This is a genomic window from Streptomyces akebiae (assembly GCF_019599145.1).
GTDB lineage: Bacteria > Actinomycetota > Actinomycetes > Streptomycetales > Streptomycetaceae > Streptomyces > Streptomyces akebiae.
In genome coordinates, this window is the sequence record NZ_CP080647.1 from 9,733,076 (window position 1) to 9,746,767 (window position 13,692).

The 13,692-nt window shown below is 72.4% G+C and carries 12 protein-coding genes; 8 read left to right on the top strand and 4 right to left on the bottom strand.

Annotation, left to right across the window (positions count from 1 at the left end; genetic code table 11):
- Positions 1-99: 99 nt before the first annotated feature.
- The 4 genes from K1J60_RS42120 (at position 100) to K1J60_RS42135 (ending at position 3,472) form a co-directional block, all read left to right on the top strand.
- Entirely contained in the window at positions 100-1,236 is a 1,137-nt protein-coding gene (locus tag K1J60_RS42120) for a molybdopterin-dependent oxidoreductase (RefSeq protein ID WP_220650820.1), read from the top strand.
- A complete protein-coding gene (locus K1J60_RS42125; protein WP_220650821.1) occupies positions 1,233-1,634 on the top strand; it encodes a hypothetical protein in 402 nt (133 codons plus the stop codon). Before K1J60_RS42120 ends, K1J60_RS42125 begins: the two co-directional genes overlap by 4 nt.
- A gap of 93 nt (positions 1,635-1,727) precedes the next feature.
- Positions 1,728-2,348 carry a hypothetical protein gene (locus K1J60_RS42130; protein ID WP_220650822.1) on the top strand — a complete coding sequence of 207 codons (621 nt, stop codon included), beginning with the start codon at positions 1,728-1,730 and terminating at the stop codon, positions 2,346-2,348.
- 71 nt (positions 2,349-2,419) lie between these two features.
- A complete protein-coding gene (locus K1J60_RS42135) occupies positions 2,420-3,472 on the top strand; it encodes an NAD-dependent epimerase/dehydratase family protein (protein ID WP_220650823.1) in 1,053 nt (350 codons plus the stop codon).
- Between the two features lie 108 nt (positions 3,473-3,580).
- Here K1J60_RS42135 and K1J60_RS42140 read toward each other — a convergent pair whose 3' ends face one another.
- Positions 3,581-4,693, bottom strand: a complete 1,113-nt coding sequence (locus tag K1J60_RS42140; protein WP_220650824.1) for a sensor histidine kinase — start codon at positions 4,691-4,693, stop codon at positions 3,581-3,583.
- Entirely contained in the window at positions 4,683-5,417 is a 735-nt protein-coding gene (locus K1J60_RS42145; protein ID WP_037723413.1) for a response regulator transcription factor, read from the bottom strand. Before K1J60_RS42145 ends, K1J60_RS42140 begins: the two co-directional genes overlap by 11 nt.
- 68 nt (positions 5,418-5,485) lie before the next feature.
- Here K1J60_RS42145 and K1J60_RS42150 point away from each other — a divergent pair, with 68 nt between their 5' ends.
- Genes K1J60_RS42150 through K1J60_RS42160 form a run of 3 tightly spaced genes read left to right on the top strand, consistent with a single transcriptional unit; the run spans position 5,486 to position 7,832 of the window.
- Positions 5,486-6,262: a glycosyltransferase family 2 protein gene (locus K1J60_RS42150; protein WP_220650825.1), complete on the top strand. Its 777-nt coding sequence runs from the start codon at positions 5,486-5,488 to the stop codon at positions 6,260-6,262.
- Positions 6,259-6,906 (top strand): TIGR04282 family arsenosugar biosynthesis glycosyltransferase, encoded by a 648-nt coding sequence (locus K1J60_RS42155; protein WP_220650826.1) that lies wholly within the window; start codon positions 6,259-6,261, stop codon positions 6,904-6,906. The genes K1J60_RS42150 and K1J60_RS42155 overlap by 4 nt, the downstream gene beginning before the upstream one ends.
- The gene (locus tag K1J60_RS42160) at positions 6,903-7,832 is read left to right on the top strand and encodes a methyltransferase domain-containing protein (protein ID WP_398684053.1); all 930 of its coding nucleotides are present in this window, start codon (positions 6,903-6,905) and stop codon (positions 7,830-7,832) included. Before K1J60_RS42155 ends, K1J60_RS42160 begins: the two co-directional genes overlap by 4 nt.
- Before the next feature lie 621 nt (positions 7,833-8,453).
- On the opposite strand, the gene K1J60_RS42165 is transcribed toward K1J60_RS42160, so the two are convergent.
- Positions 8,454-10,241 carry a copper resistance CopC/CopD family protein gene (locus tag K1J60_RS42165; RefSeq protein WP_220650827.1) on the bottom strand — a complete coding sequence of 596 codons (1,788 nt, stop codon included), beginning with the start codon at positions 10,239-10,241 and terminating at the stop codon, positions 8,454-8,456.
- Between the two features lie 1,514 nt (positions 10,242-11,755).
- Here K1J60_RS42165 and K1J60_RS42170 point away from each other — a divergent pair.
- Positions 11,756-12,970: a lactonase family protein gene (locus K1J60_RS42170; protein WP_259408162.1), complete on the top strand. Its 1,215-nt coding sequence runs from the start codon at positions 11,756-11,758 to the stop codon at positions 12,968-12,970.
- A 213-nt stretch (positions 12,971-13,183) separates the two neighbouring features.
- Here the strand turns inward: K1J60_RS42170 and K1J60_RS42175 are convergent, their stop codons facing one another.
- Entirely contained in the window at positions 13,184-13,690 is a 507-nt protein-coding gene (locus tag K1J60_RS42175) for a nitroreductase family deazaflavin-dependent oxidoreductase (RefSeq protein ID WP_220650829.1), read from the bottom strand.
- Between the last annotated feature and the right edge of the window lie 2 nt (positions 13,691-13,692).

A 13,692-nucleotide genomic window follows, 5' to 3' on the forward strand; every position in this document is an offset into this window, starting at 1 on the left:
CCGCTGCTCGCTCGATCTCTCCCACGGCGCCGGGGACGTTCCGACTTCGTAAGGAGCGCGCACGTTCCCCGGCGGCCCGGCGCCGGGTGGGATGGAGACATGAAACTGCGTGTCTCTTCGCCGGTGTTCAAGGGCGGCCTGCATGACGCCCGCACGGCGACCTCCATCGGCCGGCTGCTGGGGCCGGCGTTCGTCGTCTGCTTCGTCACGGGTCTGGTCAGCCACTTCATGCAACACCCGCCGGGCTGGCTGGCCCCCAGCATCCCCAGTCGCCCGGCGTGGGGTTACCGGTTCACCCAGGGCCTGCACGTCGCCTCCGGCATCGCGGCGATTCCCCTGCTGCTGGCCAAGCTGTGGACGGTCTACCCGCGGTTGTTCGCGTGGCCGCCGCTGCGGTCGTTCCGGCACGCGCTGGAGCGTCTGTCGATCGCGCTGCTGGTGGCCGGCGCCGTCTTCGAGCTGGCGACCGGGCTGTTGAACACGGCTCAGTGGTACCCGTGGCCGTTCTCGTTCGTACCGGTGCACTACGCGGTGGCGTGGCTGGTGACGGGGGCGCTGCTGCTGCACATCGCGGTCAGGGCGCCGGAGATCCGGGCGCACTGGAGTCGACGGTCGCCCGGGACGCTCACACTGCCGGCGCAGGACGCGGCCGACCGGCGGTCGCTGCTGGCCGCGGTGGGGGCAGCTGTCGGGGCTGTCACCCTCACCACGGTGGGCCAGTCCTTCACCCCGCTGAAGGGCTTGATCCTGTTCGCGCCCCGTCACCCCGATCGGGGTCCGCAGGGCCTGCCCGTCAACCGGACGGCCGCTGCGGCCGGGGTGGGCCGGATCGCCGACGAGGAGTACCGCCTGGTCGTGGACGGCCCGCGGCGGTACACCCTGACGTTGGACGAGCTGCGCGCACTGCCGCAGCACGAGGTGGAGCTGCCGATCGCGTGCGTGGAGGGCTGGAGCAAGTCGGCACACTGGTCGGGTGTGCGGGTCGTGGATCTGCTGGAGCGGGCGGGCGCGCGGCCGGATGCACGGGTGCGGGTGGTGTCCTTGCAACTGCGTGGTGGCTACCGAGTGTCGGAGATGGGGCATGAGCACGCCCGGGATCCGCTGACCCTGCTCGCCCTGCGCCTGAACGGAGGGGAACTCGACCCCGACCACGGCTACCCGGTGCGGCTCATCGCGCCGAACCGGCCCGGTGTGCTGCAGACCAAGTGGGTGGGTCGGCTGGAGGTGCTGTCGTGAGGGCGACGCGGGTCCTCGCGGGCGTGGCCGGTGTAGCACTCATGGGCTTCGGTGTGTCGCTGTTGCTGGAAGTCCGTGACCTGACCGGCGTTCTGGTCTGGCTGGGAGGGGCGGTTGTCCTCCACGACGTGGTGATCGCGCCGCTGGTGCTGCTTGCCGGACTGGTGGCGGTGCGCGGTCGTGCGCGTGGCCCCGTGCGCGGGGCGCTGGTTGTCGCGGGCGCCTTGACGGTGGTGGCGTTGCCCGCCCTGCTCCGCCCGGGACGAACGGCCAACTCCTCCGTGCTGCCGCTGGATTACCCGCGCAACTGGATGATCGCACTGGTCGTCGTGGCCGCGGGGACAGCGCTCGTCCTGGCCGCTCGGGGACTCATCCGCCGTCGGCGGCCGCCGACATGAGGAAGGCGGCGGCCGCGCCGCGCCGTCTTACGGGTGTCTTACGCCTTCCCGCCGGACGGTGCCGCTGAGCAGAGGGCCTCCTACGGTGACCGGATGCGATCCCTCCGTGTTCTTCGTTCAACGGCGCTGGTGACGGCCGCGCCACTGATGCTGGCCGTCGCGGGTCTGCTGCATCCGCGGCATCTGACGGCGGCGACGGCAGGTGACTGGGCGGGACTGCACATTGCCCTGCTGCCCGTGTTCCCTCTTCTGGCGCTCGGCCTGATCGTCCCGTTGTGGGGCAGGCCGGGCCGGGATGCCGAGGGTGCCTTGACGGTGCTCGCGTGGTCCGGGTGCCTGGTCTACGCGGCGTACTACTCCGGGCTCGACGCGGTGGCGGGGATCTCCGCCGGCACCGTGGTGGATCACGGCATCCGTGGCGCGGCCGGACGGCTGTTCGCGGTCGGCGGCGACCTGGGCCGGACGGGGGTGTACGCGCTGGCCGTGGCCTGCCTCGCCACGTGCGCGGTGCTGTGGCGCCGGCACGGGGCACGGGTCCTGCCGGGGTCCGTGGTGCTCCTCGCCGCCTGCTGGTTCTTCGTCGACAGCCACATCTTCTGGCCGCGAGGCGTGTTCACCATGCTCGGCTTCGCCGTCGCCTTCACCCTGTTGACGGTGACGACGTACCGGCCGGCGAAGGACACGGCACGGACCGAAACGCCTGCGAACCGCTGAAAGGCTTACGAACCGCTGACGTTCCCGAGCCGATCGGCCCGCGGGCGCATGGACGGCCCTACGGTCGGAGCATGTTGATCCTGGTCACCGGAGGTGCGGGCTTCATCGGCTCGCACGTCGTCACCGCCCTCGTCGGCGCCGGGCACGCGGTGCGCGTCCTCGACGCACTGCTGCCCGCCGCCCACCGCACCGCGCCGCAGATCCCTCCCGGGGTGGACTGGCGGCACGCGGACGTCCGTGACAGGGCGGCCGTCACCGACGCCTTGCGGGGCGTGGACGCCGTCTGCCATCAGGCCGCGATGGTGGGCCTCGGCAAGGACTTCGCCGACGCGCCCGACTACGTAGGCTGCAACGATCTCGGTACCGCGGTGCTGCTGGCCGGCATGGCGGAGGCCGGGGTGAGGCGCCTGGTGCTGGCGAGTTCGATGGTGGTGTACGGCGAGGGGCGCTACACATGCTCCCGGCACGGCGTGGTCCGGCCGGGGCCGCGCCTGGTGGCGGACCTGGAGGCGAGGTGCTTCGAACCGCCGTGTCCGCACTGCGGTGAGCCGCTCACCGGCGGGCTGGTGGACGAGGACGCGCCCGCGGACCCGCGCAACGTGTACGCCGCCACGAAGCTCGCCCAGGAATACCTGGCCGCCGCGTGGGCGCGGGCGACGGGCGGCAGGGTGTCCGCCCTGCGCTACCACAACGTCTACGGCCCGGGCATGCCGCGCGACACGCCGTACGCCGGGGTCGCGTCCCTGTTCCGGTCCGCGCTCGCGCGCGGGGAAGCACCGCGCGTGTTCGAGGACGGCGGGCAGCGGCGGGACTTCGTGCACGTCCGGGACGTGGCCGGGGCCAACCTCGCCGCGCTCGACGGCGTGCGGGGCCTCCCGGAGGGCGGGGTGCGGGCGTACAACGTCGGCAGCGGGGAGCCGCACACCGTGGGGGAGATGGCCACCGCGCTGGCCGCGGCGTACGGCGATCGGGTACCGGTCGTCACCGGGGAGTTCCGGCTCGGCGACGTCCGCCACATCACGGCCTCCTCACGACGCCTCCGCGAGGAACTGGGGTGGAAGCCGCAAGTCACCTTCGCGGAAGGAATGGCGGAGTTCGCGGCGGCACCCCTACGAGCCGGATGAGCCCGGCCGGGCGCCGAATCGCCCAAGGGGAGTGACCAAGGGACCGGCCGGGCTTCCTCCGGCCGGTCCGCTCCTTCCGGACGATCACGGATCGTTCTTGCCCCGACCTCAGACCGCCGCGGGCAGATGGACCTCGAACCGGCAGCCGCCCGGCACATTGGACACAGCCGCGTGCCCCTGGTGGGCCTCGACGATGCCGCGCACGATGGCCAGGCCCAGTCCGGCTCCGGCGGGCGGGGTCCGGGCGTGGGTGCCGCGCCAGCCGGTGTCGAAGACGCGGGGCAGGTCCTCGGGGGCGATGCCGCCACAGCCGTCGGTCACCGCCAGCACGACACGGTCGGCCTCCCGGCGTGCGGAGATCGCGACGGTGCCGTCGGCCGGAGTGCGGCGGATGGCGTTGACGAGCAGGTTGACCAGGACACGGGACATCTCGCGACCGTCGACCTCGACGGGCACCTGCTCCACCCCGGCGCCCACCAGACGTACCCCATGCTCCCTGGCCAGGGCGTCGGCACCCGCGATGGCGTCGCCGACCAGGTCGTAGACCGACATCCGGGTCGGGGTCAGGGCGAGTACACCGGCCTGGATGCGTGACAGTTCGAAGAGGTCGCTGACCATTGCGTTCATCCGCCCGACCTCGGTGCGGATGCGGCTGTGGTAGACACGCGGGTCGTCGACCATGCCGTCCTCCAGGGCCTCGGTCATCGCCTGGAGTCCGGCCAGCGGCGTGCGCAGGTCGTGGGAGATCCATGCCACCAGCTCGCGGCGGGACGCTTCCAACGCCAGCTCCCGCTCCCGGGAGGCGGCCAGTCTGGCGCTGGTCGCGGCCAGCTGACGGCTCAGCTGGGCGAGTTCGGCGGTGAGCGCGGTGGTGGGCGGGACGAAGTTGCCGTCGTCGCCGAGGGCGCGGGTGGCCTCGGCGAGGGCCCGGCTTCCCCGGACGACACTGCGGCCCAGCAGCAGGGCGACGGCGAAGGAGGCGACGGCGGCCATGACGCACACCATCGTGACCACCCACAGGTCGTGCTCCGAGAGGAGCATCGCCCAGGACACCAGCATCGTTCCGGCGAGCATCGCGGCGACCGTGACGGCCGCGACGACGGCCAGCGACAGTGCGACCGACCGGTCGCGGAGCAGCCGCAGGGCCGCCGCACCGGTCAGCCCTGCGGCTGCCGCGCCCACGGCGGCGTAGAGGGCGATGAGCAGCGTGTCACCGACCATCGCCGGCTCCTCTCCCGTGGGTGACGTCCGACGGGGGAGGGTCGAAGCGGTATCCGACGCCCCAGACGGTGCTGATCAGATGAGGTTTGGCGGGGTCGTCCTCGACCTTCTCCCGCAGGCGCCGGACGTGGACCGTCACCGTCGACAGGTCGCCGAAGTCCCAGCCCCAGACCTGGCGCATGAGTTCCTCGCGGCTCGTTGCCCGGCCGGGGTTGCGGAGAAAGAACTCCAGCAGATCGAACTCCCTTGTCGTAAGGGCCAGTTCGGCGCCGCTGCGGGTGGCGCGTCGTGCGGTGGGATCCAGGGCGAGCGGGCCGCTGCGCAACCAGGGCTCCGCGGGCTCGGTCCGCGTGGCGGCCAGGGTTCCTGCGCGGCGGAGCACGGACTCCACACGCAGCACCAGCTCGCGCGGGCTGAAGGGCTTGGTGACGTAGTCGTCCGCTCCGACCTCCAGGCCGAGAATGCGATCCTCCTCGTCTCCCCGCGCGGTCAGCATGATCACTGGCAGGGGGCCGTTCGCGCGGATGCGGCGGCACACCTCCAGCCCGTCCATTCCGGGCAGCATCAGGTCCAGTACCACCAGGTCGGGTGGTCGGGAGGCTGCCGTCTCCACGGCGGCGGGGCCGTCGGCGGCGACGTCGACCGAGAAGCCCGCCCGATGCAGGTACCCCGCGACGACCTCGGAGACGGTGGGATCGTCGTCCACGACAAGTACGCGTTTCACACGAGTGAGTCTCGCACCGGCGTCCCGTCGCCCAGCGGTGCGACGGCGGACGTCAGCGATCCGTAAGGATGTCACATCCCTTATGTCCGCTCCGCGTTCGTAGGCTCAGTGGGGTGATCGAGACAACCCCTCCCTCCGTGGACGTCGTGCTGCCCTGCCTCGACGAGGCCGAAGCCCTGCCCTGGGTGCTGCACCGCATCCCGCCCGGCTGGCGCGCGATCGTCGTCGACAACGGCTCCACCGACGGATCCCCCGACATCGCCCGCGGCCTAGGGGCGCAGGTGGTCCACGAGCCACGCCGCGGCTTCGGCGCCGCCTGCCACGCGGGGCTGACCGCCGCCACGGCCGACGTGGTCTGCTTCTGTGACTGCGACGCCTCACTCGACCCCCGCCTGCTGCCGGCTGTCGCCGGACCCGTCCTCGACGGCTCCATCGACCTGGCGCTGGGGCGACGCCGGCCCACCGCTCTCGGGGCCTGGCCCCTGCACGCCCGGCTCGCCAATCTCGAACTGGCACGGCTGATCCGCCGTCGTACCGGCCTGCGCCTGCGCGACCTGGGCCCGATGCGGGCGGCTCGCCGCGAAGCGCTGCTGGGCCTGGGCCTGAGCGATCGCCGCTCCGGCTACCCGCTGCAGATGGTGGTCCGGGCCGCCGACGCCGGCTGGCGCATTCAGGAGACGGACGTGCCGTACCACCCGCGTACGGGCCGTTCGAAGGTCACCGGTACCTGGCGGGGCACCTGGCAGGCGGTCCGTGACATGCGTGCCGTTCTCGCCGAGCAGCCGGCCGGTACCGGTCACACCTCCACCGGCCCGGACGCGCCGATCGCAGGAGGGGCGCGGTGAACACCGTCACGGCAGCGGCCACACTGCTGATCATCGCCAAGGAACCGGTCCCCGGCCGCGTCAAGACCCGGCTCACGCCGCCCTACACGCCGTACGAGGCGGCGGCCCTGGCCGAGGCCGCCCTCACCGACACCCTCCGCACCCTGCTCCGGGTCCCGGCCCGGCGCCGGGTGCTCGTCCTCGACGGAACGCCGGGCCCTTGGCTGCCGCCGGGTTTCGACATCGTCCCGCAGGTGTCAGGAGGGCTGGACGAGCGGATCGCGGGCGCCTTCGCCCTCTGCGACGACGGGCCGGCACTGCTGGTCGGCATGGACACCCCGCAGCTCACTGCCGGCCTGCTGGCCGATGTCGGCACGGACGGCCACGACGCCTGGTTCGGCCCGGCCGCCGACGGCGGCTTCTGGGCTCTCGGCCTCGCCGACCCCTCCCGCGCCGGGTCGCTCGTCCGGGGTGTACCCATGTCCACCGACCGCACCGGCGCGATCCAGCGGCGCAGACTCGTCGAGGCGGGGCTGACGGTCCGCGACCTCCCACTGCTGCGGGACGTCGACACCGCGTCCGATGCCGCCTCGGTCGCCGGCCTGTGTCCACCCGGCTCGCACTTCGCCACCGTCCTGCACTCGCTCGCGGAGGTGACCCGGTGAGCGGCGCGGCTGTCGGTACGGAATCCGTCGTCGAGCCGGCGGAACGAAGCGACACGGCGCCCCGGCCGCAGACCGACGTTCAGCCGCCCGAGCGGCTCATCGTGCCCGCGCCGTGCGCCGACCGCTTCGTGACGTCCGTGGCGCCGGGCGAGCCCTGGACGGACGACCCTTACGCCCAGGCCCTGCGCGCCGGCCGGGGCCCGCTGTACCTGCGCAGCCTGGGGCCCCTCACCCCGGGGGAGGCCGAGCTGCTTCCACTGGAGGTGGAGCGCTGGTGCGCCGCCCCCGACGCCGCCGACACCGAAGTGCTGGGCCGTTGCACCGGCCCCGTCCTGGACGTCGGCTGCGGTCCGGGGCGGCTGGTGGCCGCCCTGGCCGCACGTGGCGTCACAGCCCTCGGTGTGGACGTCAGCCCGGCCGCCGTCGCCCGGACCCGGCGCCACGGCGGAGCCGCCCTACGGCGCTCCGTCTTCGACCGCCTGCCGAGAGAGGGCCGCTGGGGCACGGTCCTGCTGATGGACGGCAACGTCGGCATCGGGGGCGACCCGGCAGCCCTGCTCACCCGCCTGCGCGACCTCCTCCGCCCCGGTGGCCGCCTCCTGGCCGAGGCGGCGGACGAAGACGTGGACCAGCGTCTCACCGTCCGCGTGGAGGACGCCCACGGCCGCCACGGCCGCCCCTTCCCCTGGGCCCGCGTCGGCACGACCGCCCTGCTGCGCGCGGCCGACTCCACCGGCTGGATCCTCACCGGCCGATGGAGCGTCGGCAGGCGCTCCTTCCTGGAACTCCACCGCCCCACGTCGGAGCGCCAGGAGCCGGACGCGGCCCGGGACGGGCACGTCGCGCCGCCCGATCACACCCCCACAACCGGTGAGGGGCCACAGGTCAACGGCCCGTCCGGGCTCCATGGGCACAGGGTTCGGTGACGTTCCGTCAGCCTGGTCGCGGTGCACGGACTCCGCGGCCGACTGCGGTGCCCAGATTTCGAGATCATCCCTGCGGACTCGGCGTGGGTGGCTTGCGCAGCGCAGTATTGACGGAGCGTCTGGAAGCAGGGCCTTCGGATCGGTGGTGCCTTGCCGGTGTCACGCTTGCCGAGACGGGCCGATCCCGGATACTCCGCACGCTGTAAGAGTTCCGCCCCGACCGGACATCACCCGGTGATCTACCCCGCGGACGGGCTACACCGCGGAGAAGGCGGCCTGCGCGGCCATCGGCTCCAGGCCCGTGACGGGTGGCTGACGCCGGCCGGGACAGCTGACGCAGGCCCGCCCCGAGCGGCCTGGGGTTGGCCCCCTCGCCGGGTCGGCCCTGCTCAGCGGCCGGGAGCTGCACCGACCGCGGAACCGGCTCGTGCCGCCCATGGCGCCGGGTTGCTGAGTCCTCGTGCCCTCCACCCGACGCGACTCAATTCGGTTCCGCCTCTGGCCGAGGCTCTTCCTTCGTCACTTCGGGCGATCGGCTGCCGCGGGCGTCGTGGCCGCAGTCGGCGGCCCGTCCGGGTTCTGCGGGCCGCACGTCCTCAGGACGATGGTCCCGGCCCGTCCTCACGAGGCGATCTCGACGGTCTTGGAGACGGTGACCTGGTCGATGTCCGAGACGCGGACGGTGGCCCGCATCGTCCATGTTCCGGCGAGGGGGAGGTCGAGGGTGTCACTGCCCCAGTAGCCGCTCTGGTCGACGAGTTCGGCATCGAGCGGGCCGACGCGTTTGTCGGTCTGGGTGAAGGTGAGGCGTAGTTCGGGGATGGCGATGAGGCCGCCGTCGGCACCGAATACGACGGCCTCGACCACGTTCCGGCCGACCCGGCCCGGTTCCAGGGTGATCTGCACCCTGCCGCTCCCGGCCGGAGCGCCCGTGTCGAACGGGACCACGGTCAGGTTCACGTCCGGCTGTCCGGACACCGTGGAGGCTCGCGCCGCCTCGACGGTGGCCCGCCCCGGTTGGCTGCCCGTCAGCACGGTCGTGAGCGCGAGCACTGCCACACCGACGACGGCCTCCGCGAGCACGGACCTGCGCAGCCCGCGCCGGCCGCCCTCAGAGCCGATGCCGGCTGCTTCAGGCACGGCACCGGGGCCGTCCTTCGTCGGCGGGTCGGGCGGTGTGCCTTGGCCGCTGCCCGCGGTGACGAGCACGGGTTGTACCGGGGGCACGCGCAGTAGCCGCTCAGTCCAGCTCCGGGAGTACGACGCCGCCGTCAGCATGAGGATCACGGTCCCGGTCTTCAGCGCGAGCACCCTGCCGTAGGGGGTGGTGAACGCGTCCCAGGAACCGAGGCCGCGCCAGGACTGGTAGATGCCGGTGGCCGTCAGTACGCCCACGGCACCGAGGGCGAGCCGGGAGAAGCGACCGACGACGGTGGGCCGGAGCGGGTCGTCGGCCGGTGCCCGGTACAGCGTGACCAGCAGTGCGGTCAGCCCGCCGAGCCAAACGGACATGGCCAGCAGGTGCAGTGCGGCGGACGTCATCGCGGTCGGCACCTGGATGCCCGTCGAGGCGTGCTCGGCCGCTGCCCAGGTCGTGGCCAGAGCGAGAGTGAGGGCGATGCCCACCGTGACCGTGCGCCGGTCGTGTCGCTGTTCGGACCTGCCGTGCCTCAGGAGCATGGCGACCAGCAGGAGTAGAGCGAGACGGACCAGCAGTGCGATGCCCGGTCGGCTGTCCACCGTGTCGCGCAGAAGTCGAGGGTCGAGCACACCGGCCGGTCCGTCTCCGCTCGCGTACGGACCGCGCATCAGCAGCAGCGCGGTCGTCGCCAGTGTCAGGGCCCACCAGCCGGCCAGGAACGGGCCGCGCAACGCCTGCGTGGCCCCGGCACCGGGACGGCAGACCTGCACGAACACGGCGGTGCCGATCAGCAGGGCCAGGCCCCCGTAGGCGACGTAGCGGCCGATGCCGTACAGCACGTCGACCGACGGGGCCACGGCAGGCTCGGCGGCGGATGCGGCGCGGGTCTGCGAAGGCGTGCCGACGGAGAAGGTGAAGGCACCGGAGACGGCGTGGCTGTCCTCGGAAAGCACCCGCCAGGAGACCGTGTACGTGCCCTGCTGCAGACCGTCGGTCAGGGGCACGCGCGCGGTGTCGGTCCTACCGTCCGCACGCACGGGGTCGCCGGCGGTCACCGGTCGGCTGTCGGGGTCGAGGACGCGCACCGAGTCCTCGGTGAGCGCGACGGACTCGCTGAAGGAGACCGTGACGTGTTCCGGCGCGGTCTTCAGCACCATGCCCTCGCGCGGGTCGCTGCCGGTCAGCACCGCGTGAGCGGAGGCGGGTGCCGCGCCGGCGAGGAGGGTACCGGCCAGCAGCACAACCACCACCAGCAGTGCCTTGCCCATGCGCTGTGTGTGTTGCGTCTGTTGTCGTTCCACTTCATGTCTCCGGAGCGGTTCCTGGATCTGGCAAGCGTGCTGACGCGTGTGCAGATGCCCGCCGCCGTGTCGTTCGAGGGCGGGTGTCTCCTGCCGCGGGGTCGGCACGGGAAAGCACCCCGTGTCGGAGGACGCCCGACGCCTGACCAGCCACCAGGTGCCGCCCCCGGTACGACCGGCACGGCGATCAGGGAGCCGGTGAGCGGACGGGCGGTTGATGAGGGGTCCGGTGCGACGGAGCTCCTTTCGGCGGGCGGGACGTCGGCGGCCGTCTTCGTGGACAAGCCTGGCGCGGGCGCCCCGCCGGGCCGGCGCCTGTGGACGGACCGCCGTGGGCGTGCGAGCTTCGCTGTGACCGTGACGGTCACTGGCGATGCTTCGGCGATGTACGTCGGACATCCGGGTCCGCCATCCTGCGGGGCCAGGGTCCGGCGGTGTTGGCGGCGAGGGGCGGGCAGCGCCGACGGCCGCAGTCCTGCCGAGGATCGCCGCACAGCCGTCGACGGCCCTCAGCCGGATGGCGGAGCCGTGATGTGGGGTGTGTCTGCGGGCCATGCGGAGGGAGCCTGCTCCGACTGCTGTGAGACGGTGTCGTCCTCTCCGTCGTGTGGGTCGCCGGGGGCTGCCAGCTGGGAGCAGAGACCGAGGGCGAGAGTGATCGCGGCAGCCGTTCCCAGTGCACGGACGATGCGGCGGCACTTTGCTCGGCCGTCCAGCTCCCGCCAGGGCGAGTGGGGGCGGGGCTCGGTGGGCTGCCACAGCTCACCGACGGCTCCCGTCCCGTCGAGCGAGGCGGGCCTTTGCCGGAGAGGGCTTGTAGGACGCCTTCGTGTATGTCCTCCCCCTGGGGACGGGAGGGCGGGCTGGCCGTCCGAGACGCCGTCCCACGTTCCGCGGCGGAGAGCTCCTTGGGCGCGGTTTCCCGTATCGCGTGTTCGCTGTCGGTCAGGAATCTGTGCCAGACCTCATCCGCGGCGGGTGGTCTGAGGCCATCGCCGTCCGGTGTCTGGTCTCCGTCCGGCATGCGAGCGGTCACGCCGCACCTTCCGTTCCCCACTTCTGGCCGGCGACCCCGTTGCGCGCCGGACTCCTGGCAGGAGCTGACGCCCCGTGGTCTCCTGTGGTCTGCCACGGCCTTGGGGGCCGTGTTGAGCGCGGACCGGTTGGCGGGGCCTCCGGCGACCGACGCGTCGATGTTCACCTCGGTATTCCGCCGTCGTCACTCCCGGGCGTCCGGCGGTCCGCCGCCGGGCGGGCCCCACTCGATGATTGCACAGTGCAAAGCGAGAGCGCCAGCAGTGGGCCCGGCCGCGAGGCCCCGACGGCGATCTGGCGGGCCCGCGTGGTCGTCACACGGACGTCAGGGTTATTACGAGAACCTGACAGGGAGGCTGAACCCCTTCAGGCTCAGGCGTCTCATCGGTGACTCTGGCTCAACCCGCCACTGTTCGAGGATGGCGGAGGGGTTCGAGGAGCGAGTTATGAGCAGGCACACCAGGCGCAGGTCCCCGGTACAGGCCCGGCTGACGATCGCCGGAGCCGTGGCCCTGGCCATGGCGGCGGCCGCGGTGACGGTGACCGTGGCCTCGGCGGGGGAGACCAGCCGCCGGTACGCGGGTTCCGGGCAGGTCGGCGCCGACCACGCGGTGTTCGTGCAGGGCAACGAACTCGATGGCAACACCATCCACGTCTTCAAACGGGGGGACGACGGCACGCTGACCGCCGCGGGCCGCTACGCCACAGGCGGCAGGGGCGGCGACCAGATCGACGCACCGACCGACTCCCTGGCCTCGCAGGGCTCGCTCGTCTACGACGACCGGTCGGGGCGGCTGCTGGCGGTCAACGCCGGAAGCGGTACGGTGACCTCGTTCCTGGTCCAGGGGCAGAAGCTGACGGATAGGCAGACAGTGGCCTCCGGGGGCGACTTCCCGGCGTCGATCACGGTCTCCGGCCGGCTGGCGTACGTCATGAACGCGGGTGGGGAGGGGAGCGTCCAGGGCTTCCGGATCACCTCCGACGGGCTGAAGCCCCTGCGCGGTTCGCAGCGCTCCCTGGGACTGGACAACGAGGAGGTCCCCCTGTTCAGCAGTTCGCCGGGGCAGGTCGCGTTCACCCCGGACGGCCGGGCGCTCGTCGTCACCACCAAGTCCGCGAACACCGTCGAGGTCTTCCCCATGGGGCGTGACGGGCGCCCAGCGCAGGAACCGGTCGTCAACGAGTCCGCAGGCGGGGTGCCTTTCGCGATCACCTTCGCCCGGGGCGGCCGGATGCTGGTGGCCGAGGCGGAGAAGTCGACGGTCAGTACCTACAAGGTGCGCCGCGACGGCACCCTGAAGGTCGTTCAGGGCCCGCTGGCCAACGGGCAGGAGACCCTGTGCTGGCTGGAGCGCGCCGGTGACTTCTTCTACGGGGGCAACACCGGCAACTCCACGGTCAGCGGCTATCGCGTGGACAAGCGCGGGCGCCTGACGCTCACGAACGACGTGGGCGTGGCGACGCCCCCGTCGGCCCGGTCCCAGGGCGTCATCGACCTGGCCGTCACCGAGGACGAGAAGTTCCTGTATGTGCAGAACGCCGTCTCCGGTACGGTCGACGGCTTCCGCGTGGGCAGGAACGGCTCGCTCACGAAGGTCACGACCGCGACAGGACTGCCCGCCTTCGCCGAATCCGGAATGGAGGGCATCGCCGCGGTGTGACGGCAAAACGGTCACCGCGGTGCGGCGCCCCGCAGTTGATCCAGGGCGCCAGGCTGCGCGGGCCGGATCACGGTGTGTCGTTGAAACCTTCCTGCAGAGGGCCGGAACGGAGGGCCGGGTGAGGACCGCCTTTCGCCGTGAATCCAGGAATGCGGTTGAAGCAGCCCGTGATCGTCACTCCCGGCCAAGCCGAGGCGATGGCGGTCGGGCTGCTCAGCGCAGATGCTGTTCGGCCGCATGGATCCGTACGAACGGGATGGCTCTGCCCGCCTCTCGGAACGATGCCGCGGTGCCGTCCACGGTCAGACCCATGAAGGCGCACAGTCGGCGGGCGGTCCGTGGATGTCGCGCCGCGTACCGGGCCATGATCTCTGCCCCCTCTTCCGGGGCGACGAATCGTGCGTCGACCGCATAGTGGCGATTCCCCACCTGGACGACGGTCTGCGGTCGGCGGCGCAGGTTGCGGTACCAGTCCGCCGTCGGCCCGAAGCCGGACGCAACCGTCCAACTGCCACCTGCCGGATCGCGCGCCACCACCTCCAGAACCACATGGCGGTCGGCTCCGGTGACGCGGCCGACGTGGTGAAGCAGCAGGAACCGTCCGCCGAAGAGGGGCCCCAGTCCCGCACGGAACAACAGGATCGGCAGCCGCGGGGCGAAGCGTCTCCATCCGGAAGGGAGTCGGGGGCGGTGCGGGGCGTCGCCTTCCGGTTGCCGCATCG